This window comes from Rhodococcus sp. 27YEA15 (assembly GCF_049739425.1).
Taxonomy (GTDB): Bacteria; Actinomycetota; Actinomycetes; order Mycobacteriales; family Mycobacteriaceae; genus Rhodococcus_F.
On record NZ_JBMHHW010000001.1, the window covers coordinates 1,502,997 to 1,526,562 of the forward strand.

The window sequence follows — 23,566 nt, forward strand, 5'->3', positions numbered from 1 at the left end:
GCCGGGGACCTTCGTGCACTTTTTTCACAGTGTCATTACGGCACGTAGCGGACTGCACCCTTGTCCGCGGACGTCGCGAGAGCAGCGTACGCGCGCAGTGCCGTCGTCACCGTGCGCTGACGGTCCAGCGGCAACCACGGACGCTCGGACGCCTCCATCTTCGCGCGCCGCTCGGCAAGCACGTCGTCCTCGACCAGGATCTCGAGGGTACGAGTGGCCACGTCGATGCGAACCTGATCGCCGTTCTCGACCAGTCCGATGACTCCACCAGCGGCAGCTTCGGGGGAGATGTGGCCGATGGACAGACCCGAGGTGCCACCGGAGAAACGGCCGTCGGTGATCAGGGCGCAATCCTTGCCCAGCCCGGCGCCCTTGAGGAATGCGGTCGGATGCAGCATCTCCTGCATACCCGGTCCGCCCTTGGGGCCTTCGTAACGCACGACCAGAACGTCGCCTGCCTTGATCTTCTTCTGCAGGATCACCGAGACAGCTTCCTCCTGGGATTCGACGACGAGTGCCGGACCCTGGAACGAGAACAGTTCCTCGTCGATGCCCGCTGTCTTGAGGATCGCGCCGTCCACGGCGATGTTGCCGCGCAACACCACCAGTCCGCCTTCGACGGTGTAGGCGTGTTCCTTGTCTCGGATGCACCCACCCGCGGCATCGGTGTCGAGAGCGCTCCATCGGTTGTCCGTGGAGAACGGTTCGGTGGTGCGGACGCCACCGGGGGCGGCGTGGAACAGTTCGATCGCCTCGTCGGTTGCCTTGCCCGAGCGGATGTCCCAGTCGTCGAGCCACTGGTCGAAGCTCTTGGTGTGCACGGTGGAGACGTCGGTCTCGAGCAGGCCTGCCCGGCGGAGTTCGCCGAGCAGCGCGGGGATTCCGCCGGCGCGATGCACGTCCTCCATGTGGTAGTCGGAGTTCGGGGACACCTTGGACAGGCAGGGAACCTTGCGGCTGATGGCGTCGATGGTCTCGAGGTCGAAGTCGACCTCGCCTTCCTGGGCGGCGGCGAGGGTGTGCAGAACCGTGTTGGTGGACCCGCCCATCGCCACGTCGAGGGCCATGGCGTTACGGAACGCGGCAGGCGAGGCGATACTGCGCGGCAGCACGGACGTGTCCTCGTCGCGGTAGTACTTGAGCGCTGCCTCGACGACGACGGTGCCTGCGCGGCTGAAGAGCGCACGACGCGCCTCGTGGGTGGCGAGGGTGGAACCGTTACCCGGCAGTGCCAGACCGAGGGCCTCGGTGAGGCAGTTCATCGAATTCGCGGTGAACATGCCCGAGCAGGAACCGCACGTCGGGCAGGCACTGCGCTCGACCTCGTCGAGACCTTCCTCGGACACCGCGTCGTTGGCGGACGCCGAGATGGCGGTGATCAGGTCGGTGGGTGCCTGGGCGACGCCCCCGACGACCACGGCCTTGCCCGCTTCCATCGGGCCACCGGAGACGAAGACCGTCGGGATGTTCAGACGCATCGCCGCGTTGAGCATTCCCGGAGTGATCTTGTCGCAGTTGGAGATACACACCAGCGCGTCGGCGGTGTGGGCGTTGGCCATGTACTCGACCGAATCGGCGATGATCTCGCGGCTGGGCAGCGAGTACAGCATGCCGCCGTGGCCCATGGCGATTCCGTCGTCGACGGCGATGGTGTGGAACTCCCTGGGTACGCCACCGGCCTCGCGAATTGCCTCGGCGACGATGTCGCCTACGTTCTTGAGATGCACGTGGCCGGGTACGAACTGCGTGTACGAGTTCGCGATGGCGACGATCGGCTTACCGAAGTCGGAGTCGGTCATTCCGGTGGCGCGCCACAGGGATCGGGCTCCGGCAGCGTTTCGTCCGACAGTGGTGGTGCGTGACCTCAAGGGGGGCATGGCGAAGTTCCTTAGATGATCGTTACTGATCTACTCGTGGCCGCCGCCGATTACGGGTGAATGCGGTGGGCTGTACATCTCGGTGGTCGCGAGAATTTATAGCGAGGGCATCTCAACGCTACTCGCGTGTCACGTGTCCTTCATTTCGGGCTTGCCCTCGACTGGCACGACACCGCTCTCGTCGGATACCGCCGGGTTCTCCGATACTGCTGTGTCGTCCGATACTGCTGTGTCGTCCGAGAGGACGTTCCGTTCGGCTTCCGCTGCGTCGTACGCGGATGCGGCGGCGGCGTACGGGTCGGTGATCCGACCACCACTGGCTACGGCGATTTCGGGCAGGCGGACGAAACTGACGGCGGGGAGCGTGACTTCGGTGCCGTCGGACAATCGGGCCTTCGCCCAGCTGCGCTTCGGGAATCGGAAGCCTTCGACCTCGTCCCAGGCGAGAGTTCGGGTCGAGAAGAGCGATCGGACCTCGAGGGCGTCGGTGCTCACTGTCGTGCGCAGGCGCGCAACCACGAAGACGGCGAAGATCGGCAGGAGAACCAGCCAACCGAAGGCGAGCGGCCACCCGAAGATCGGGAAGCTGACGGCGAAGAGCAGAAACGCGCACGCCATGTACGCGAGTTGGGAAATGCGGATGACGTGCGGTGGAGGATCGGGCGTGTGGGATGATGTAGCCGGTGGCACGGGCTGCTGCGAAGTTGACACCTCTACATCTTCGCATTGCAGCCGATGTATCTCAGATTCTGGGACGGTTGACTCACCAAGTTTGCCGTTCGTGACTAGCGCCTCTACTGTCGAGTGCGTGAAACAGAATGAGTTGCTCGTAATCGGCCGGCGCGTCGTCGCCTGAGTCGATTTTTCAACTCACCAGATAACGACGCGCCACCCTCGCTCAGCACACGCTGACGGGGGTTTTTTGTTGCCCGGAGCCAGAATCAGAGGATTTCCCAGTGAGCGCACCTACCGCACGGCCTCAACCCACGCCGCGCAAGTCGGGGACAGCCAGCCCGACGACCGCGGCCGCCGCCTCCCAGACCGCCATTCGCCGCCAGCTCCCGCCCGAGCGGGTAACCGGCGCGCAGTCCGTGGTCCGGGCTCTCGAAGAGCTCGAGGTCGAGACGGTGTTCGGTATTCCAGGCGGCGCAGTTCTGCCGCTCTACGATCCGCTGTTCGATTCGGTCAAGGTTCGCCACGTGCTCGTTCGTCACGAGCAGGGCGGCGGACACGCAGCCACGGGATACGCCCAGGCCACCGGCAAGGTCGGTGTCTGCATGGCTACCTCGGGTCCCGGCGCCACCAACCTCGTGACACCACTGGCCGACGCACAGATGGACTCGGTCCCGATCGTCGCGATCACCGGTCAGGTCGGTCGCAGCCTCATCGGCACGGATGCATTCCAGGAAGCCGACATCTCCGGAATCACGATGCCGGTCACCAAGCACAACTTCCTGATCACCGATCCCGTCGACATCCCTCGGATCCTGGCCGAAGCGTTCTACCTGGCTTCCAGTGGCCGTCCCGGTGCCGTTCTGGTCGACATCCCCAAGGACATCCTGCAGGCACAGACCACGTTTTCCTGGCCGCCGGAGATGCGCCTGCCCGGATATCGTCCGGTCACCAAACCGCACGGCAAGCAGGTTCGTGAGGCCGCGCGTCTGATCGCCGACGCCAAGTCTCCTGTCCTCTACGTCGGTGGCGGCGTCATCAAATCGGATTCCTCGGCAGAGCTGCTCGAGCTCGCGGAGCTGACCGGCATCCCGGTGGTCACCACCTTGATGGCGCGCGGCGCATTCCCGGACAGCCACGATCTCAACTGCGGTATGCCCGGCATGCACGGCACCGTCGCCGCCGTTGCCGCCCTGCAGCGCAGTGATCTGCTGATCACTCTCGGTGCACGTTTCGACGACCGTGTCACCGGTCGGTTGGATTCCTTCGCGCCCGGCGCCAAGGTCATCCACGCGGACATCGATCCCGCCGAGATCGGTAAGAACCGCTATGCGGACGTCCCCATCGTGGGCGACTGCAAAGAGGTCATCACCGAACTCGTCGAGGCCATCCGTGCGGACATGGCCACCGGAACCACGTTCGATCTCGCACCGTGGTGGGAGTACCTCGACGATATTCGTCGTACGTACCCGCTGAGCTACGATCGTCCTTCCGACGGCAGGCTCTCACCCGAGTTCGTGATCCAGTCCGTCGGCAGGCTCGCCGGGCCGGACGCGATCTACTGCGCGGGCGTCGGTCAGCATCAGATGTGGGCAGCGCAGTTCGTCTCGTACGAAAAGCCACGTACCTGGCTCAATTCCGGCGGTCTCGGCACCATGGGTTACGCGGTGCCCGCTGCCATGGGCGCCAAGATGGGCAAGCCGGACTCCGAAGTGTGGGCCATCGACGGTGACGGCTGCTTCCAGATGACCAATCAGGAACTTGCCACCTGCGCGGTCGAAGGCATTCCGATCAAGGTTGCGCTGGTCAACAACGGCAACCTCGGCATGGTGCGTCAATGGCAGACCCTCTTCTACGACGAGCGTTACTCCAACACCAATCTCGGAACTCACGGCACCGTCCGCATCCCGGACTTCGTCAAGCTTGCAGAAGCATTGGGCTGCCACGGAATCCGTGTCGAGCGCGAAGAAGACGTCGAGGCCGCGATCCGCGAGGCGCAGTCCATCAACGACCGACCTGTCGTCATCGACTTCATCGTCACCGCCGACGCCCAGGTATGGCCGATGGTTGCCGCCGGCACCAGCAATGACGAAATCATGGCGGCCCGGGGCATCCGGCCGCTGTTCGACGACGACGAGGCAGCCGCCGAGCCCGCCGTCATCCACGAAGCCATGTCGCGCGAGCAGGCCGCAATCGCTGCAGACGCAGAGGAGGACAAGCAGTGAGCACCAGTCACACCCTCAGCGTTCTCGTCGAGGACAAGCCGGGCGTGTTGGCTCGCGTCTCCGCACTGTTCTCCCGCCGCGGATTCAACATCGAGTCCCTCGCAGTCGGCGGTACCGAGATCCCCGAGATCTCCCGAATGACCATCGTCGTCACGGTCGACGAATTCCCCCTCGAGCAGGTGACCAAGCAGCTCAACAAGCTGATCAACGTCATCAAGATCGTCGAGCAGGACGGTGAAGCCTCCGTTGCTCGCGAACTCGTGCTCATCAAGGTGCGCGCAGATGCAAGCGTGCGCACCCAGGTCATCGAAACGGTGAACCTGTTCCGCGCCAAGGTGATCGACGTCTCCCCGGAGTCCGTCACCATCGAGGCGACCGGTACGCGGTCGAAGTTGGATGCACTGCTACGGATGCTCGATCCGTACGGAATCCGCGAGATCGTCCAGTCCGGGGTCGTGGCAGTCGGTCGTGGACCGAAATCGATCACGGCCACCCGCTAGTACTTTTTACACCTAAGAAAATCAAGGAGAGGTTGAGAACTGTGGCAGTCGAGATGTTCTACGACGACGATGCCGATCTGTCGATCATTCAGGGCCGCAAGGTTGCTGTGATCGGCTACGGAAGCCAGGGCCACGCCCATTCGCTGAGCCTGCGTGACTCGGGCGTCGATGTGCGCATCGGCCTCAAGGAAGGCTCCAAGTCCCGCGCCAAGGCCGAAGAGCAGGGCCTGACCGTCGGCACGCCTGCCGAGGTTTCCGAATGGGCAGACGTCATCATGGTGCTCGCACCCGACACCGCTCAGGCGAGCATCTTCACCAACGACATCGAGCCGAACCTCAAGGACGGCGACGCGTTGTTCTTCGGACACGGCCTGAACATCCACTTCGATCTGATCGAAGCTCCGGAGTTCGTCACCGTCGGCATGGTTGCCCCCAAGGGCCCCGGTCACCTGGTTCGTCGTCAGTTCGTCGACGGTAAGGGCGTTCCTGCGCTCATCGCCATCGACCAGGACCCGAAGGGTGAGGGCCAGGCCCTGGCACTGTCCTACGCGAAGGGCATCGGCGGAACGCGCGCCGGCGTCATCAAGACCACGTTCAAGGAAGAGACCGAGACGGATCTCTTCGGCGAGCAGGCCGTGCTCTGCGGCGGCACCGAAGAGCTCGTCAAGGTGGGCTTCGAGGTCATGGTCGAGGCCGGCTACGCACCTGAAATGGCGTACTTCGAGGTTCTGCACGAGCTCAAGCTCATCGTCGACCTCATGTACGAAGGCGGCATCGCCCGGATGAACTACTCGGTGTCCGACACCGCGGAGTTCGGCGGCTACCTCTCCGGGCCGCGCGTCATCGATGCCGGCACCAAGGAGCGCATGAAGGCGATCCTGGCCGACATCCAGTCCGGCGAGTTCACCCGTCGCCTGGTCGCCAACGTCGAGAACGGCAACACCGAGCTCGAGGGCCTACGCAAGGCCAACGCCGAGCACCCCATCGAGGTCACCGGCAAGAAGCTGCGCGACCTGATGAGCTGGGTCGATCGCCCGATCACCGAAACCGCGTAATTTCGCAGTTCGCCACAGGTGATTTCCGGCCCGGTACCGCAACGCGGTACCGGGCCGGTGTCGTCGTCCCGATCTCCTGGTGATCCTGCTTCTTCTACCGACAGGCTTCGCCGATTCGTGGCTAGCTCGACAATGTCTCGATCCTGGCCGATAGCAAAGCGGCAGCAGGGATTCCGGTGTGTGCCATGGTCTCGGAGACCATGTGGGCGGCGGCCTCGCAGGATGCTCGGGTCGGCGATGTGAGTGTTCCGGCTCGCGCCCGATAGTATGTGCCCACATGTCACCGAGTGCAGATTCGCCGGCCTTCGAGTCGGTACAGATGGTGGATCTGTTCGCGGGGCCGGGCGGCCTCGATGTGGCCGCACGATGGTTGGGAGTCTCGGTCGTCGGGATCGAATGGGATCCGAACGCATGCAGGACCCGTGCCGAAGCAGGCCTGACTACTCAACCCGGCGATGTTCGTGCCTTCGGTCCGCAAGGATTTCCCAGCGCCCGTTACCTGGCCGGGGGGCCACCGTGTCAGACGTTCACGGTCGCCGGATCCGGCGCGGGTCGCAAGGCGCTCGATGGTGTCGTCGACTTCATCAAGCGACTCGCCGCGGACGAGGACATCTCCGCCGACTTGCTCGAATTGGACGACGAGAGAACCGGATTGGTTCTGGAGCCGTTGCGGTGGGCGCTCGAGGCCGACAAGCTCGGCCACCCGTACGAAGTGATCGTGCTCGAGCAAGTTCCGGCTGTCCTGCCGGTTTGGGAGGCGATGGGTCGAGCGCTCGAGGGAATCGGATACCAATTCACGTGTGACATATTGCATACCGAGGAATTCGGGGTGCCGCAGACCAGGCGACGGGCAATTCTGGTTGCGCGCAGAGGACGTGAGCCGAAGCTTCCCGATCCGACGCATCGGCGTTACAAATCCGGCACAGCGCGGCACGCCGGGCTACCCGGCCTGCTCGAGTGGAAGTCGATGGGCGACGTCTTTCCCGAGCGGGGCCCGTTCGCGGTGATCTCGAATTACGGCAGCGGCGGCGTGTCGACGGCGCGTGGGCGGCGTACATCGGAACAACCGGCATTCACGGTCACCGGCAAAGTCTCCCGAAACCGTGTGATCACACCGAGCGGCATCGAAATGGATCGGTTCAGCCCTTCGGAGGCGGGTCGACTGCAGACGTTTCCGCGGGACTACCCGTGGGCAGGCGGCGACGTAGGTCAGCAGATCGGTAACGCGATCCCCCCACGCCTGGCGGCGCACGTGCTGGCGGCCGCATTGTTCGACGGCACGCTGGACGACACGTCGCTCAACGCGGCGATCGCGAGCCCGTGGTCGGCGCACCGGGAGACGACGCCGACCTTGGTACCAAGTAGGCGATGATGCCAAGTCGGAGCTGATGCCAAGTTGGCGGTGACACAGCATGATTCGCAATCGAGCTGAGGGTGCGCCCTGAATGCGATCGGGGGACAGGGCGCGTCGGGACTGCTGACGGCATTGTCGACGGGAATCCGCCGGTACGCGTGTCCACTATGTGGTATCACCTACCGCGTTGCCCACGCCGGGGCACCCCGCACTAAACTACGGGTGGTCAATCCACCTTCACACCCACTTAATCAGGGAGTTTGCACGTGAGCCAGCCAGGCCGTCCCGTTGTTCTGATCGCCGACAAACTCGCGCCGTCCACAGTCGAGGCGCTGGGTGACGGAGTGGAGGTGCGGTGGGTCGACGGACCCGATCGCCCGGCGCTGCTCGCTGCGGTGCCCGAGGCCGACGCCATCCTCGTTCGTTCCGCCACCACCGTCGACGCCGAGGTGCTGGCTGCAGGTACCAAGCTGAAGATCATCGGCCGCGCCGGTGTCGGCCTGGACAACGTCGAGATCCCCGCCGCCACCGCCCGCGGCGTGATGGTCGTCAACGCGCCTACCTCCAACATTCACTCGGCCGCCGAGCATGCTGTCGCTCTGCTGCTGTCCACTGCCCGTCAGATTCCGGCGGCAGACAAGACTCTGCGTGAGCACACCTGGAAGCGCAGCAGCTTCAACGGCACCGAAATCCGCGACAAGGTCGTCGGTGTCGTCGGACTCGGCCGCATCGGCCAGCTGTTCGCTCAGCGCCTCGCCGCGTTCGAGACCACCATCATCGCGTACGACCCCTACCTGCCTGCTGCCCGCGCTGCGCAGCTCGGCATCGAACTGGTCTCCATCGACGAGCTCGTCGAGCGCGCCGACTTCATCTCGGTGCACCTGCCCAAGACCAAGGAAACCGCCGGCCTGATCAATGCCGAGCGTCTTGCGAAGGCCAAGGACGGCCTCATCATCGTCAACGCGGCCCGCGGTGGACTCATCGACGAAGACGCCCTCTACGACGCGCTGGTCTCCGGCAAGGTTCGCGGCGCCGGTCTCGACGTCTTCAACTCCGAGCCGTGCACCGACTCCAAGTTGTTCGAACTCGACAACGTCGTAGTCACCCCGCACCTGGGTGCCTCGACGTCTGAAGCTCAGGACCGCGCGGGCATCGACGTCGCGAAGAGTGTTCTTCTCGCCCTGGCAGGCGAATTCGTTCCCGAGGCCGTCAACGTCTCCGGTGGCCCGGTCGGCGAGGAGGTCGCGCCCTGGCTCGAGCTCGTCCGCAAGCTCGGTCTCCTGGCCGCGACTCTGTCCACCGAGGCAGTCCAGACCGTCCAGGTTGTCGCCACCGGCGAACTGTCTGCCGAAACCGTCGACATCCTCGGCCTGGCCGCTCTGCGTGGCGTGTTCTCCGCCAGCAGCGACGAGGCCGTCACGTTCGTCAACGCTCCGGCGCTTGCCGAACAGCGTGGCGTCACCGTCTCGGTCGAGAAGCACTCCGAGGCCCTTGCACACCGCAGCGCCGTCGAGGTGCGCGCAGTTGCCGGTGACGGCACCGTCACCTCGGTGACCGGCGCACTCACGGGCCTACAGAAGGTCGAGAAGATCGTCAGCATCAACGGACGTAGCTTCGACTTGCGTGCTGAAGGCCACAACATCGTCGTCTCCTACAGCGACCGTCCGGGCGTTCTCGGTGTTCTCGGCACCGTTCTCGGCAATGCCGGAGTGGACATCCAGGCTGCAGCGCTGAGCCAGGACGTCGAAGGTGAGGGTGCCACCGTCATCCTGCGCGTCAGCAGCGTCGTCGGTGACGCCGAGGTCGAGGCAATCGTCGCGCAGCTCGACGCCCGCGTGGCTCAGGTCGACCTTTCCTGATTTGTTTTTTGCTGTGCGCCTTTGTTCCCCCCGCCGGGGTTGACAAAGGCGCACAGCACTACTGAGATGAGGACTTTCATGAAGCTCGCGGTCATTCCCGGTGACGGAATCGGTGTCGAGGTCACAGCGGAGGCACTCAAGGTGCTCGCCAAGCTGGTTCCCGATCTGGAGACGACGGAATACGATCTCGGGGCGCGTCGGTACAACGCGACCGGCGAATTGCTTCCGGCAGGCGAGTTGGCGGAAATTCGTCAGCACGACGCCATTCTGTTGGGTGCGATCGGTGATCCGTCGGTCACACCCGGGGTGCTCGAGCGTGGCCTGCTGCTCAACATGCGGTTCCAGCTCGATCATCACGTCAACCTTCGCCCGTCGCAGCTGCACCCGGGTTCGACGTCGCCACTCGCGGCGTCGCCCGAGATCGACTTCGTGGTGGTTCGTGAAGGCACCGAGGGCCCGTACACCGGGAACGGAGGCTCGATCCGGGTCGGGACGGATCACGAGATCGCGACCGAGGTCTCCATCAACACCTGGTTCGGTGCCGAGCGCGTCGTCCGTTACGCATTCGCGTTGGCGCAGACGCGATCCAAGCACCTCACGCTCATCCACAAGACGAATGTGCTCTCCCACGCCGGTGCCATCTGGACCCGTGCGATCGAGACCGTCGGCGCGCAGTACCCGGACGTCGAGACCGCGTACTGCCACATCGACGCGGCCACTATCTACATGGTGACCGATCCGTCACGCTTCGACGTGATCGTCACCGACAACCTGTTCGGCGACATCATCACCGATCTGGCCGGCGCGGTCACCGGTGGAATCGGTTTGGCTGCAAGCGGAAACATCGATGCCTCGGGCACCAACCCGTCGATGTTCGAGCCGGTGCACGGTAGCGCACCGGATATCGCGGGTAAGGGAATTGCCGATCCGACGGCGGCAATTCTGTCCGCGGCACTGCTTCTGCGACACCTCGGACGTGAGGACGACGCGGCTCGCATCGAAGCTGTGGTGGCCGCGGATCTGGCGACGCGCGGTGACGGGCCGGTGTCCACCACGGAAATCGGTGATCGCGTCACCGCGGCTCTGTGAGAGCGGCCTGAATCGACGCACCGTTCCAATCGACGCACTGCTGACGCGCGTGAGCCTTACGGCTTGCGCGCGTCAGGCGGTTCGAGCACCCGGATAGACTGACCCTCATGCGTCTTGGTCGAATTGCCAGTCCCGATGGTGTTGCGTTCGTCAGTATCGAAGGTGACGAGGATGCCCTCGTCGCCAAGGAAATTGCGGAACATCCGTTCGGGAACCCTACTTTCACCGGCCGTAGTTGGCCGCTCGCCGATGTGCGACTGCTCGCGCCGATCCTTGCCAGCAAGGTGATCTGCATCGGTAAGAACTATGCGGATCACGTGGCGGAGATGGGCGGCGAGGCTCCGGCTGATCCGGTGATCTTCCTCAAGCCCAATACGTCCATCGTCGGCCCCGGTGCGCCGATTGTTCTTCCGTCCACATCCAACGAAGTGCACTTCGAGGGCGAACTTGCGGTGGTGATCGGGCAGCCGTGCAAGGACGTCCCCGCATCCAAGGCTCTCGGGGTGGTTCTCGGCTACACGATCGCCAACGACGTCTCGGCACGCGATCATCAGCGGCACGACGGTCAATGGACCCGCGCGAAGGGCCATGACACGTTCTGCCCCCTCGGACCGTGGATCGAGACGAGTCTCGATGCGTCCGACGTGGACATCAAGACCGAGGTGAACGGCCAGGTCAAACAGGACAGCAGTACGGCCTTTCTTCTGCACGACATCCCGAAGATCATCGAATGGATTTCCGCGGTGATGACTCTCCTTCCCGGCGACGTCATTCTCACCGGCACACCGGCCGGTGTCGGACCGATAGTCGACGGTGATTCGGTATCGGTGTCGGTGGCAGGTATCGGCACTCTCACGAATCCGGTGACCGCCAAGCGCTGATTCGCGCGTCGGGTAAGTCGGATCCGGTAAGGCCTCTTCTTCGGAAGGGGCCTTACGTCGTTGTCGGGCTCTTCTGGTGGTCTGTGTCCGGTGTCGAGGCCGACCGATGTTGTCGTACGAGGAGCGCGGCCTCAACGGTAGCGTCTTGATAACCGTGAAAGCTCGCCGAGATGTGATGTTTATCTAGTTCTCCACACTTTCGAGTCGGCGGAGACCGGCAAGGCAAGTTCGGGACGGTCGGATTTCCTAACTTTCGTGTCCTTATTGTCTTTTTAAGGACAATTTTCAGGAAGATGAGTTCTTTCCAGACTGTTTGTGGTCGACGACTCCGCCGCACTTGGGCCCATCAACCCGTAAGCTCTGCGGTAACTGCATGTATGCTGCAGTCGTATTTGTGCGGAATGTAACGAAGATGTGGTGGCAGATGACAGCCTTTGCAGAGTCCGGCCGGTCTCGGTCGCAATCGCGGGACGATCCGGACGGGCGCGCCTGGAAGGACAAGAAGCGCTACCTGTGGCCGCTGGGACTTCTGGTGCCCTTGAGTCCATTCGCGGCCTGGTTTCTGGTGGACAAGCTCAGCCTGGGTCTGTTCTGGGCCATCGGTGCGTGGCTGATCGTGATCGTGATTCCCCTCGTCGATCTCCTGGCCGGGGAGGATGGCAACAGTCCGCCCGACGAGGCGCTGCCCAGGCTTCAAGCCGACCGATTCTATCGATGGTGTACCTACCTGTTCTTGCCGTTGCAGTACGCCGGTCTGGTGTTCGCGTGCTGGTGCTGGGTCAATGCTCCGATGGCGTCGGGCGAGAAATTCGCGCTCGCGATGACCGTGGGTGTCGTTGCGGGTGTGGGCATAAACGCCGCTCACGAACTAGGCCACAAGAGTGAGAAATTGGAGGGTTGGCTTGCGAAAATCGCTCTCGCACAGTCCTTCTACGGCCACTTCTACGTAGAGCACAACTATGGGCATCACGTCCGAGTGGCGACGCCCGAAGACCCGGCGAGCTCACGCTACCGTGAGAACTTCTGGTTCTTCCTGCCGCGGAGTGTCTTCGGCGGACTCCGCTCCGGATGGCGCCTCGAAAAGGCGAGATTGAGTCGTCAGGGGCGCTCGGTCTGGAATGTGCGTAACAACATCTTGCAGTCCTGGACCATGAGCGCAGTCCTGTTTCTCGGCCTTGTCGGGGTATTCGGTATCGAGATCGCACCGTGGTTGGTCATTCAGGCCGTGGCCGGTTTCACATTCCTCGAGACCGCCAACTATCTCGAACACTACGGGCTTCTGCGAGCGAAGCGGGCCGACGGTTCCTACGTTCGCTGTTCTCCTGAAGACAGTTGGAACAGCGACCACGTGGTCAGCAATCTGTTCCTGTATCAACTCCAACGGCACAGTGATCATCACGCGAACCCGCGACTGCGCTACCAAAGCCTGCGCAGCGCCGACCAGGCGCCGCAACTACCTGCCGGGTACGCCGTCATGATCGTCTGTGCCTGGGTACCTCCGTTGTGGCGGGCGATCATGGACAAGCGCCTGCTCGCGTACTACTCCGGCGAGATGACGCGGATCAACACATTGCCGTCGAAGGCCAAGACCGGTAGCTGAGGTCGAGGGGCCGGTCGCGTCGGCTCGTCCGCAGTGCTGGTTCGAAAACGAAACGATGCTTCGGTACTAACCTGTAGGACGACCACCGACCCATCGTCGAGCCAAGTGAGCCATGACCAACAGCGAAGTACGCGTCCGTTTCTGCCCGTCACCCACCGGAACCCCGCACGTAGGTTTGGTGCGCACCGCCCTGTTCAACTGGGCTTTCGCGCGACACCACGGCGGCACCTTCGTCTTCCGCATCGAGGACACCGATGCGCAGCGCGACAGTGAGGAGTCGTACCAGGCAATTCTCGATGCGCTCCGCTGGTTGGGCTTGAACTGGGACGAGGGCCCCGAAATCGGTGGGCCCCATGCGCCGTATCGGCAGTCCGAGCGCCGAGACCTCCATCTCGACGTCGTGGCAAAGCTGCTCGCCGCCGGCGAAGCGTACGAGTCCTTCTCCACCAACGAGGAGGTCGAGGCGCGGCACAAAGCGGCCGGTCGAGATCCCAAGCTCGGGTACGACAACTTCGATCGCGAGCTCACCGACGAGCAGCGCGCCGCGTATCTGGCCGAGGGCCGCAAGCCTGTCGTCCGGTTGCGGATGCCTGATCACGATCTGTCGTGGAACGATCTCGTTCGGGGCGAGACCACCTTCAAAGCCGGCACCGTTCCGGACTTCGCACTGACGCGGGGCAATGGCATTCCGCTGTACACGCTCGTCAATCCGGTCGACGACGCGCTGATGAAGATCACCCACGTTCTGCGCGGCGAAGACCTTCTCTCGTCCACTCCGCGTCAGCTCGCGCTGTACGAGGCGTTGATCCGCATCGGTGTGGCGGATTTCACTCCTTCTTTCGGGCATTTGCCTTTCGTGATGGGCCAGGGAAACAAGAAGCTGTCCAAGCGTGACCCCGAGTCGAATCTGTTCATTCACCGTGACCGGGGCTTCGTCCCCGAGGGCCTGTTGAACTACCTGGCATTGCTCGGCTGGAGTCTCACCGATGATCGGGACGTGTTCTCTCTCGACGAGATGGTGGCGGCGTTCGACATCTCGAAGGTCAACTCGAATCCCGCGCGCTTCGACCAGAAGAAGGCCGACGCGATCAATGCCGAGCACATCCGACTGCTCGAGCCCACGGATTTCGCGGCACGGTTGAAGGCCTTCCTGATCGGTCAGGGGAATATCGGAACCGACGTCGACGAGGCGGTGTTCACCGTGGCGGCAGATCTCGTGCAGACCCGCATCGTCGTACTGTCGGATGCGTGGGGGCTGTTGAAATTCCTCTTCGTGGACGAGGCGACGTTCGAGCTGGATCCGGCCGCAGCCGCCAAGAATCTGACCGCAGACGCGGCTCAGGTTCTGGACGCATCGGTCGAGGCGCTGGAGTCGATCGACGAATGGAGCACTGCATCCATCGAGGCAGCGCTGAAAACGTCCCTCATCGAGGATCTGGGCCTCAAACCGCGCAAGGCCTTTGCCCCGGTGCGAGTGGCGATCACGGGCTCTCACATCAGCCCTCCGCTCTACGAATCGATGGAGCTGCTCGGTCGGGACGTGTCGATGTCGCGGCTGCGGGCTGCGCGAGCAGTTGTAACTGCCTAGCTCTGGGAGTCGACCGGCCGAAGAAGAGATAAAAAGATCCTCTGACCATACGATTTGGTGATTGGGGCATGGATACTGGTAATCTCTTTTTCGGCCGGAGACGAGCCGCCGAGCACAACAGCGAAGCGGAACGGGCAAGGTCGAGTAAGGCATTGGGGTATGGTGTAATTGGCAACACAGCGGTTTCTGGTACCGCCATTCTAGGTTCGAGTCCTGGTACCCCAGCGGAAATCCGGTCGATTTTGTGGCCGGACTCAGACAAGCTAAGCTTGCTGAGCATCCAAGAGCAAGACCTGAACAACACGTAAAAGCGTGTCCTGGCCCCGTCGTCTAGCGGCCTAGGACGCCGCCCTCTCAAGGCGGTAGCGCGGGTTCGAATCCCGTCGGGGCTACACATGGAAAATCACCCTTCAGCCGTAAGGCTGTGGGGTGATTTCTTTTTCGGCGTACAGGGTATTTCATATACGAACCGATATCCGAAGGCAAGAGCCCCTACTGAATGCTCAGTAGGGGCTCTTTCTCGAGCTAGCCGGTCGTACGGGCCTTCGACCTATCCGCTCTTACGACGGAATTCGCGCTTGTGATCAGCGGGGCCGTGTGTGTTGTTCACCTTGGACTGCCCGTCGCGATGCTCGGACGTCGTGGTGCTTCGATGGTTCTTCCGATCGAGCGCTTCGCGAAACTTTCTCTTGTTCACCTCTGCCGATGACTCCGATACCGATGCGGAACTGTCAGTGAGATCACTCATGTACTCACTCCTTTGTTTGTCGGGTCCTGATGTGAAGCTACGCCGAGTCTGACCACGAAGCCCGTGAATTTCCGAGTAGTACCGGTAGGCGCTCCCCGATGTCCTTTCCGGGCTCCGGTATCGACGAAAGTCGCCGGCCGTTGCGGTCTGTGGTCGGACAACCACACCAGTACCGTGTCACGTCCTACAGGCGTTTGTGTAATGCCTCTGCCGCGGCCAGCAGATCTGCTGCCCAGCGCGCGCCCGGACGACGACCCATTCGATCGATCGGACCGGACACCGAGATGGCCGCCACGACCGCACCGGAAGAATCGCGCACCGGCGCAGCCACGCTGGCCACCCCCGGTTCCCGTTCGGCGGCGCTCTGTGCCCAGCCTCGACGGCGAATCTCGAGAAGGACGCGCTCACCGAATGTCGCGTCGGCGAGTACGGCGCGCTGAGTCTGTGGATCAGCCCATGCGAGAAGGACCTTGGCGCCCGAGCCGGCATTCATCGGTAGACGGGCCCCGACGAGGACGGTGTCGCGAAGACCGGTGGGTGGTTCCATCGATGCAACGCAGATACGTTGAGTGCCCTCGCGCCGGTAGAGCTGAACGCTCTCACCGGTGATCTCGCGCAGCCGCGGAAGTATGAGCCCGGCCGCCGCGATCAGTGGATCGTTGGCGGTGGCAGCGAGTTCCGCGAGCCCAGGGCCCGGACACCACAGGCCGTCGGAGTCGCGCGCGAGCAAGCGGTGGACTTCGAGGCCGACGGCCAAACGGTGCGCGGTGGCCCGGGGGAGGCCGGTGCGTGTACACAGTTCGTTGAGGCTGCAGGGTTCTTCGGCGACGGCGTGTAGCACGCCCATTGCTTTGTCCAAGACACCGATGCCGCTATGCTGTCTCATAGGTCGATACGCGTTTCTCGCATAGTGAGATAGTACCGCATGGCTCGACAGAGTCGTGAGCCTTCTCTCGCGAGGATCGGCACAACTTCACGCGAGGCGGGCCGGCCCGTAGTCCGCCGAAGCGAAGCTACGTACAAGAGGTGGAAGACATGGCGAAAAAAGCACGGACACTGGCCGAGAAGGTGTGGGACGACCACGTAGTCGTCAAAGGTGAAGGTCAAGAACCCGACCTCATCTACATCGACCTCCACCTCGTTCACGAAGTAACCAGCCCGCAGGCATTCGACGGACTTCGACTGGCCGGACGGCAGTTGCGTCGTCCCGATCTGACCATTGCCACCGAGGACCACAACGTCCCGACGACAGACATCGACAAGCCGATCGCTGACCCGATCTCCAAGACGCAGGTCGACACTCTGCGCCGCAATTGCGAAGAATTCGGAGTTCGCTTGCACCGCATGGGCGATCTCGATCAGGGAATCGTGCACGTGGTCGGACCGCAGCTCGGGCTGACTCAGCCGGGCACCACCGTCGTCTGTGGAGACTCGCATACGTCGACTCACGGGGCATTCGGTGCGCTCGCAATGGGAATCGGCACGAGCGAGGTCGAACATGTCATGGCGACGCAGACGCTTTCGTTGCGCCCCTTCAAGACCATGGCGATCACGGTGGACGGCGAATTGCCGCCCGGTGTGACGAGTAAGGACCTCATCCTTGCGGTGATCGCCAAGATCGGGACAGGCGGTGGACAGGGCTATGTGCTCGAATACCGTGGTGAGGCAATCCGCAAGCTCTCCATGGAAGCACGGATGACCATCTGCAACATGTCCATCGAAGCGGGCGCCCGGGCCGGAATGATCGCGCCGGACGAGATCACCTACGAATTCATCAAAGGTCGGCCGCACGCACCGACCGGTGACGAGTGGGACGCGGCAGTTGCAGCGTGGGAGTTGCTCGCGACCGACGAGGGTGCGGAATTCGACAACGAAGTTCACATCGACGCAAGTTCTTTGACGCCGTTCGTCACTTGGGGAACCAACCCGGGGCAGGGCGCACCGCTCGGAGATCGGGTGCCGGATCCGGAGACGATCGTCGACGAGAGTGAGCGTCAGGCGGCGGAGAAGGCGTTGACCTACATGGGACTCGACGCCGGCATGCCACTGCGTGAGGTCGCCGTCGACACCGTGTTCGTGGGCTCGTGCACCAACGGTCGCATCGAGGACCTGCGAGCTGTGGCCGAAGTGCTGGAAGGTCGACACGTCGCGGACGGGGTGCGAATGCTGATCGTCCCCGGGTCCATGCGAGTGCGGGCCCAGGCCGAAAACGAAGGTCTCGGTGAGATCTTCGTGGCTGCGGGAGCGGAGTGGCGGCAGGCGGGGTGCTCGATGTGTCTGGGAATGAACCCGGATCAGCTGGCGCCTGGCGAACGTTCGGCGTCGACGTCCAACCGGAATTTCGAAGGGCGTCAGGGTAAAGGCGGCCGTACGCACCTGGTTTCTCCGCTCGTCGCGGCCGCGACAGCAGTCCGCGGAACGCTGTCGGCACCGGCCGATCTGGTCTGACTCACTTAAACTCGAGGAGATTTTTCGATGGAATCCTTTAGCACACACAAAGGTATCGGCGTTCCGCTGCGGCGATCGAATGTCGACACGGATCAGATCATCCCGGCGGTGTATCTGAAGCGGGTGACCCGCACCGGTTTCGAGGACGGTCTGTTCGCCGGTTGGCGTACCGATCCGAATTTCATTCTGAATCTGGCGCCCTACGACAAAGGCAGTGTTCTCGTCGCCGGTCCGGATTTCGGTACGGGGTCTTCGCGAGAGCATGCCGTGTGGGCACTCTCGGACTTCGGATTTCGGGTGGTGATCGCGTCTCGATTCGCTGACATCTTCCGCGGGAATGCCGGAAAGGCGGGTCTCGTCGCCGCACAGGTCGAGCAGGGCGACGTCGAATTGCTGTGGAAGTTGCTCGAAGAGCAGCCCGGACTCGAATTGACAGTGGATCTTCAGAATCGAACCGTGAGCGCTGGAACCACGGTGGTGCCCTTCAATATTGACGACTACACGCGGTGGCGTCTTTTGGAAGGACTTGACGATATCGGATTGACATTGCGCCAGGTAGAAGCCATTTCCGAGTTCGAAAAAGCGAGACCTTCCTGGAAGCCGACTACCCTGCCCGCCCGAATTTCTCAGAGCTGAAAGGCAATCGGTCTCCCCGTCTCGGAAGAGAAATAGGTCACCATTGAGGGGCTACGTTGATTGAGAATTGGCGTGGCACATAGACTCTTGCCGTTATCAGGTTTACCGTGGTTCTCAGTCGGTCTGACGGTGGACCATAATTTGCGGAGGAATCTCAATGAACAAGGCAGAGCTCATCGATGTTCTGACTGAAAAGCTGGGCTCGGACAGGCGCACAGCTACGGATGCAGTGGAGCACGTGGTGGACACGATCGTCCGCGCGGTTCACCGCGGCGAAAGCGTCACCATCACCGGATTCGGTGTCTTCGAACAGCGTCGCCGTGCGGCACGTGTCGCACGCAACCCGCGCACCGGTGAAACGGTGAAGGTCAAGCCGACGTCGGTTCCGGCTTTCCGTCCGGGTGCGCAGTTCAAGGCTGTAATCGCTGGCGGACAGAAGCTTCCGGCCACCGGCCCGGCAGTCAAGCGTGGCGTCGCTGCACCGGCCACCAAGGCGGCGGCGAAGAAGGCAGCAGCGAAGAAGACGGCAGCCAAGAAGACGGCAGCTACCAAGGCTCCCGCCAAGAAGGCTCCGGCCAAGACCGCAGCCAAGAAGACGGTCGCCACCAAGGCTCCCGCCAAGAAGGCTCCGGCCAAGACCGCAGCCAAGAAGACGGTCGCCACCAAGGCTCCCGCCAAGAAGGCTCCGGCCAAGACCGCAGCCAAGAAGACGGTCGCCACCAAGGCTCCCGCCAAGAAGGCTCCGGCCAAGACCGCAGCCAAGAAGACGGTCGCCACCAAGGCTCCCGCCAAGAAGGCTCCGGCCAAGACCGCAGCCAAGAAGACGGCAGCCAAGAAGGCTCCGGCCAAGCGCGCAGCAAAGTAGTCGACGCCGGGGAGACCCGGTGGCAGCACGACCTCGAGAGGCGTAGCCAGACGTGGCTACGCCTCTCGAGGTGTGCGAGGCCGGAATTCACCGGATACGAGAAAGCGCGGCGCAGTCGATGCGTCGCGCTTTCTCGTATGTCGAGCGGTCGGTGACGTCAGCTGTTCGACACCTTGGGCAGTGGACTGTCGAGGTGGTCGGCGGCGACCAGGCGACCGCCGACGAAGGACAGCGCCCAGGTACTCGCCTTTCGATTGCGGGCCGGAGGCAGGGACACCCCAGCCGAATCAGCCCACCAGTCCATGAGATCCGGAATGACTCCGCCCTGACTGCAGATGACCGGGACACCACCGGTGGCGGCAATCTCGAGAGCTCGCTTTCGGCCTGCGGCCGGGTCGGCTGCGTACGCTTCTTCGGTCAGGGTCGGTTCGATTTCCACATCGACGCCTAACGACCGCGCCAAGGGTTCCACGGTCTGAATGCAGCGGGTACGTTCGGCTGCGAACACGGCATCGGCGCCGAAGATCGTCAATTGATCCACCAGAGCCGTGGATTGCTTTCTGCCCGTGGGATCGAGTGGGCGCAAGGTGTCGTCACCCTTGTACCGCTTACGGTTACCTGCTTTGCCGTGCCGGACCAGTAGCACGGTGTGCGTGTCGGGCGGTAGCGCGCAGAACCGCCGGAGGATCATCCGATCCATCGGATACGACAGTTGGTCGGCTACCTCCGAAATCGGAAGCCAGAGAAGTACGTCGACTTCGTTGTTCGGCTCGAAGGAGCCTCGTACCGCTTCGGCTGCCCAGTATTCGACGCGTTTGAGTTTGCGATGACCGGGAATCGGATAGGTCACCGTGCCGAGATTCCTTCCGAATCGTCCGGTGACAGATGTTTCCTCCTCCACCTCCCGAACAGCCGCACCGATAAAGGTCTCGCCAGGATCGAGCTTTCCCTTGGGAAAAGACCAGTCATCGTATTTCGGGCGATGCACCACAGCGATCTCGACGGTTCGATCGTCGGCGGGAGATTTTCGCCACAGTACTGCGCCGGCGGCAAAGATATTGGCCTTGACCGGTTTGTCTTTCATGATGACTCGGCCCCGTCACGATCCGTTGGAGGCACGGCTTCGCATCAATGAATGTTGGTGCTCGCGGACGTCCTCCCCGCGTTCGGGAGCCGCAATCCAGCTACCATCCGGATGCAGTACCCAGCACCGAGTTCTGGGATCAAGTGCAGAATCGAAGATGTCGCTCAACTGGCCGGCCAGCTTCGGATCCTTGACCTGAACCATCACCTCGACTCGACGATCCAGATTTCGGTGCATCATATCCGCGCTACCGATCCAGAACTCGTCAGCGGCCTTGAAGTGGAAGGACCGTGAGTGTTCGAGGAAACGGCCGAGAATCGAACGCACCTCGATGTTCTCACTCAGACCCGGCACGCCTGGCTTGAGAGCACAGATCCCGCGAACGACGATCTGCACCGGCACTCCGGCCTGCGAGGCCCGGTACAACGCATCGATGACCTGCTCGTCGACGAGAGCATTGGCTTTCAAGCGGACGGCGGCATCTCGTCCGGCAAGTTTGTGCGCGATCTCGGCATCGATGCGCTCGATGATTCCGCGTCGAACCCCGTACGGGGCGACCAGGAGATTGCGGTAGTTGGTCTTGCGCGAGTATCCGGTCAACGAATTGAACAGATCGGTCAGGTCGGCGCCGATTTCAGGTGCAGCGGTGAGCAGTCCGACGTCTTCGTACAGTCGAGCGGTTTTCGGGTTGTAGTTTCCGGTACCGATGTGGCAGTAGCGCCGGATCGTGGACCCCTCACGCCTGACCACCAGGCAGGTCTTGCAGTGAGTCTTGAGTCCGACCAAGCCGTACACGACGTGCACCCCGGCTTGTTCGAGTTTGCGAGCCCACTTGATGTTCGCCTGTTCGTCGAAGCGAGCCTTGATCTCCACCAGGGCCACAACCTGCTTGCCGGCCTCGGCCGCGTCGATGAGTGCATTGACGATCGGAGAGTCACCCGAGGTGCGGTACAGGGTTTGTTTGATCGCGAGCACCTGCGGGTCCGCTGCCGCCTGCTCGATGAAACGCTGGACACTGGTGGAGAAGGAATCATAGGGGTGGTGAACGAGAACATCCCCTTCGCGCAGTGTCGAGAAGACGCTCTTCGGAGTTTCCCGTTCACCGAAAGCCGGGTGAGTGGCCGGCACGAACGGTGCGTCCTTGAGCGCCGGGCGATCCACGGCGTAAACCTGCCACAGGCAGGACAAGTCGAGCAGACCAGATACTTCGATAACGTCGGCGGGATCGACGTCGAGTTCGCGTAAGAGCAGTTCGAGCATGTGCTCGGTCATGTCGTCGGCGATCTCGAGCCGAACCGGCGAGCCGAACCGGCGTCGCGCCAGTTCACGTTCGAGGGCTTGCAGCAGATCTTCGTCGCGGTCCTCTTCGACCTCGAAATCCGCGTTGCGCGTGATACGGAAGGCATGGTGCTCGACGATTTCCATGCCGGGGAACAGGACGTCGAGATGCGCCGAGATCAATTCTTCCATCGGCAGAAAAGAATCGATGGTCGACGACGACGTGGTGCTCTTGACGCGCACGAACCGTCCGACGTTGTCGGGAACCTTGACCCGCGCGAAGTGCTCGCCCCGAGTCAGTGAATCTTTCACGGTGACGGCGAGGTTCAAACTCAAGCCGCTGATGTAGGGGAACGGATGCGCGTGGTCGACCGCGAGCGGCGTCAGAACCGGGAACACCTGCTCGAGGAAGTGTGCCGACAAACGCTCGTGATCGTCTGCGCTGAGATCGGCCCACCGGATTATCGAGATGCCCTCGGCCGCCAATGCGGGCCGAACCGAGTCGAGGAAGACGCGAGCATGCTGGTCGGCTAGTTCTTGAGTACGTTTGGCGATCAACGCCAATTGTTCGCGGGGGGACAGGCCGTCGGCGGATCGCACCGACAATCCCGTCTCGTCACGACGTTTCAAACCGGCCACCCGAACCATGAAGAACTCGTCGAGATTCGAGGCGAAGATCGCCAGGAATTTCGCCCGCTCGAGGAGCGGCAGGGATTCGTCTGCGGCCAATGCGAGGACGCGGGCGTTGAAATCGAGCCAGCTGAGTTCGCGGTTGAGATAACGATCTTCGGGTAGTCCGGCAAGGAGATCTGATCGGGTATCGGCCGTAGCGGCGGGCGGTGCACCCGGAATATTGGTTCCGGACACCCCGGGGCCGGGCCGCTGGGCTGCCGATGCGGCGCGATCGAGTCGAGTCGAGTCGTCGACGGAGTCGGTGTCGGAAGTGTGGTGCTCGAGTGCTTCGCCGTTGCTCACCGGTCGATCATCCCCTAATCTCGCGCGGTCCGACAATTGATCGGCAAATTATTCACCGGGTGTTCGACGAAACCGAGTTGAATCGGATCAACGACGCGTGAGTCGCCGGCCCCACGCCGAGTGTACGGACCGTCAGCAGATCAGCGTGGGTGTCGACGTCGGTCTGCAATCCGGGCCATGATCCGTCGATGACACGTGCTCCCGAAATCTGGTGTCTTCGAGCGGATTCCGGTCCGAAGTGGGGGTCGAGCGGCTGATCGGGATCGCATGAGAACAATGCGGAAGTGCCGGTCCCGTGATGGTCGACGACGATGGAACGCCCGCCTGCCCGGGCAGCAGTGGCCGCCTCGACGAGCTCGCTGGTGCGCAACGCGGGAAGATCGGCTTGCAGCACGACGAGGTCGACGTTCCCGTGGGCGCTGCGTATGTGATCAGCGGCTGCGCGGAGAGCGTCGTTGAGTGATCGTTCGGGTGCGCTCGGGTCTGCCGGTCGATCGGCGACATATCCCGGATCGGCGAACACGTCGACCCGGGCGGAGTACGCGAGGGCTGCAACTGTCGGATCCGGCGTCACGACGGTGACGGCCTCGATGGTCGGCACGGAGGCGACGACGCGCAGTGTGTCGTGGAGCATGGCCAGCACCAGATCTTCGCGTGCATGCGAGTCCAGGTCGGCGGCCAGACGGGACTTCGCCGTCGACAGCGCCTTCACCGCGACGATGGCATGCATACGGCGCGCGTCCGATCGAACCCCGGCGGCGCTGGACGCGGGAGCGTTCGGTTTCGCGGTACTCATAGCTCGATCTTGCCAGTGGATGCCCGTCTTGTCCGT

Annotated in this window: 19 protein-coding genes and 2 tRNA genes; 14 read left to right on the forward strand and 7 right to left on the reverse strand. The window is 62.8% G+C overall.

The window, feature by feature from the left end:
• Nucleotides 1–35 precede the first annotated feature (35 nt).
• Nucleotides 36–1,877, reverse strand: a complete 1,842-nt coding sequence (ilvD, locus tag ABH922_RS06925) for a dihydroxy-acid dehydratase (protein ID WP_424806214.1) — start codon at nt 1,875–1,877, stop codon at nt 36–38.
• A 129-nt stretch (nt 1,878–2,006) separates the two neighbouring features.
• The gene (locus ABH922_RS06930; protein ID WP_424809592.1) at nt 2,007–2,567 is read right to left on the reverse strand and encodes a PH domain-containing protein; all 561 of its coding nucleotides are present in this window, start codon (nt 2,565–2,567) and stop codon (nt 2,007–2,009) included.
• Between the two features lie 266 nt (nt 2,568–2,833).
• Between ABH922_RS06930 and ABH922_RS06935 the strand changes: the two genes are divergently transcribed.
• The 11 genes from ABH922_RS06935 (at nt 2,834) to ABH922_RS06985 (ending at nt 15,092) form a co-directional block, all read left to right on the forward strand.
• Nucleotides 2,834–4,774 (forward strand): acetolactate synthase large subunit, encoded by a 1,941-nt coding sequence (locus ABH922_RS06935; protein WP_424806215.1) that lies wholly within the window; start codon nt 2,834–2,836, stop codon nt 4,772–4,774.
• A complete protein-coding gene (ilvN, locus tag ABH922_RS06940) occupies nt 4,771–5,274 on the forward strand; it encodes an acetolactate synthase small subunit (RefSeq protein ID WP_003944718.1) in 504 nt (167 codons plus the stop codon). The genes ABH922_RS06935 and ilvN overlap by 4 nt, the downstream gene beginning before the upstream one ends.
• A 53-nt stretch (nt 5,275–5,327) precedes the next feature.
• Nucleotides 5,328–6,329 (forward strand): ketol-acid reductoisomerase, encoded by a 1,002-nt coding sequence (ilvC, locus tag ABH922_RS06945; protein WP_424809593.1) that lies wholly within the window; start codon nt 5,328–5,330, stop codon nt 6,327–6,329.
• A 277-nt stretch (nt 6,330–6,606) separates the two neighbouring features.
• Nucleotides 6,607–7,701 (forward strand): DNA cytosine methyltransferase, encoded by a 1,095-nt coding sequence (locus ABH922_RS06950; RefSeq protein ID WP_424806216.1) that lies wholly within the window; start codon nt 6,607–6,609, stop codon nt 7,699–7,701.
• A gap of 248 nt (nt 7,702–7,949) precedes the next feature.
• Nucleotides 7,950–9,542, forward strand: a complete 1,593-nt coding sequence (gene serA / locus ABH922_RS06955) for a phosphoglycerate dehydrogenase (RefSeq protein ID WP_424806217.1) — start codon at nt 7,950–7,952, stop codon at nt 9,540–9,542.
• A gap of 78 nt (nt 9,543–9,620) precedes the next feature.
• A complete protein-coding gene (locus ABH922_RS06960; protein WP_424806218.1) occupies nt 9,621–10,631 on the forward strand; it encodes a 3-isopropylmalate dehydrogenase in 1,011 nt (336 codons plus the stop codon).
• Nucleotides 10,632–10,738: 107 nt separating this feature from the next.
• A complete protein-coding gene (locus tag ABH922_RS06965) occupies nt 10,739–11,512 on the forward strand; it encodes a fumarylacetoacetate hydrolase family protein (RefSeq protein WP_424806219.1) in 774 nt (257 codons plus the stop codon).
• A 424-nt stretch (nt 11,513–11,936) separates the two neighbouring features.
• Nucleotides 11,937–13,112, forward strand: coding sequence for an alkane 1-monooxygenase (locus tag ABH922_RS06970; protein WP_424806220.1), 1,176 nt, complete (start codon nt 11,937–11,939; stop codon nt 13,110–13,112).
• A gap of 112 nt (nt 13,113–13,224) precedes the next feature.
• Nucleotides 13,225–14,700: a glutamate--tRNA ligase gene (gene gltX / locus ABH922_RS06975; RefSeq protein WP_424806221.1), complete on the forward strand. Its 1,476-nt coding sequence runs from the start codon at nt 13,225–13,227 to the stop codon at nt 14,698–14,700.
• Nucleotides 14,701–14,853: 153 nt separating this feature from the next.
• A tRNA-Gln gene (locus ABH922_RS06980) sits at nt 14,854–14,925 on the forward strand.
• A gap of 94 nt (nt 14,926–15,019) precedes the next feature.
• Nucleotides 15,020–15,092, forward strand: a tRNA-Glu gene (locus ABH922_RS06985).
• A gap of 158 nt (nt 15,093–15,250) precedes the next feature.
• Here the strand turns inward: ABH922_RS06985 and ABH922_RS06990 are convergent.
• Together ABH922_RS06990 and ABH922_RS06995 are read right to left on the reverse strand one after the other, a co-directional pair.
• A complete protein-coding gene (locus ABH922_RS06990; RefSeq protein WP_424806222.1) occupies nt 15,251–15,448 on the reverse strand; it encodes a DUF5302 domain-containing protein in 198 nt (65 codons plus the stop codon).
• Nucleotides 15,449–15,632: 184 nt separating this feature from the next.
• Nucleotides 15,633–16,334 carry an IclR family transcriptional regulator gene (locus ABH922_RS06995; RefSeq protein WP_424806223.1) on the reverse strand — a complete coding sequence of 234 codons (702 nt, stop codon included), beginning with the start codon at nt 16,332–16,334 and terminating at the stop codon, nt 15,633–15,635.
• A 149-nt stretch (nt 16,335–16,483) separates the two neighbouring features.
• Between ABH922_RS06995 and leuC the strand changes: the two genes are divergently transcribed.
• The 3 genes from leuC to ABH922_RS07010 all read left to right on the forward strand — a co-directional run bounded on the left by leuC (nt 16,484) and on the right by ABH922_RS07010 (nt 19,397).
• On the forward strand, nt 16,484–17,896 hold the full coding sequence (leuC, locus tag ABH922_RS07000; protein WP_424806224.1) for a 3-isopropylmalate dehydratase large subunit: 1,413 nt from the start codon (nt 16,484–16,486) through the stop codon (nt 17,894–17,896).
• A gap of 27 nt (nt 17,897–17,923) precedes the next feature.
• The gene (gene leuD / locus ABH922_RS07005; RefSeq protein WP_424806225.1) at nt 17,924–18,532 is read left to right on the forward strand and encodes a 3-isopropylmalate dehydratase small subunit; all 609 of its coding nucleotides are present in this window, start codon (nt 17,924–17,926) and stop codon (nt 18,530–18,532) included.
• 157 nt (nt 18,533–18,689) lie between these two features.
• The gene (locus ABH922_RS07010; RefSeq protein WP_424806226.1) at nt 18,690–19,397 is read left to right on the forward strand and encodes an HU family DNA-binding protein; all 708 of its coding nucleotides are present in this window, start codon (nt 18,690–18,692) and stop codon (nt 19,395–19,397) included.
• A 157-nt stretch (nt 19,398–19,554) separates the two neighbouring features.
• On the opposite strand, the gene ABH922_RS07015 is transcribed toward ABH922_RS07010, so the two are convergent.
• Genes ABH922_RS07015 through cofC form a run of 3 tightly spaced genes read right to left on the reverse strand, consistent with a single transcriptional unit; the run spans nt 19,555 to nt 23,530 of the window.
• A complete protein-coding gene (locus tag ABH922_RS07015; protein WP_424806227.1) occupies nt 19,555–20,481 on the reverse strand; it encodes an NUDIX hydrolase in 927 nt (308 codons plus the stop codon).
• A 15-nt stretch (nt 20,482–20,496) separates the two neighbouring features.
• Nucleotides 20,497–22,734 (reverse strand): RNA degradosome polyphosphate kinase, encoded by a 2,238-nt coding sequence (locus ABH922_RS07020; protein WP_424806228.1) that lies wholly within the window; start codon nt 22,732–22,734, stop codon nt 20,497–20,499.
• Nucleotides 22,735–22,786: 52 nt separating this feature from the next.
• Complete coding sequence (gene cofC, locus ABH922_RS07025; protein ID WP_424806229.1) at nt 22,787–23,530, reverse strand: 2-phospho-L-lactate guanylyltransferase; 744 nt, start codon at nt 23,528–23,530, stop codon at nt 22,787–22,789.
• Nucleotides 23,531–23,566: the final 36 nt, after the last annotated feature.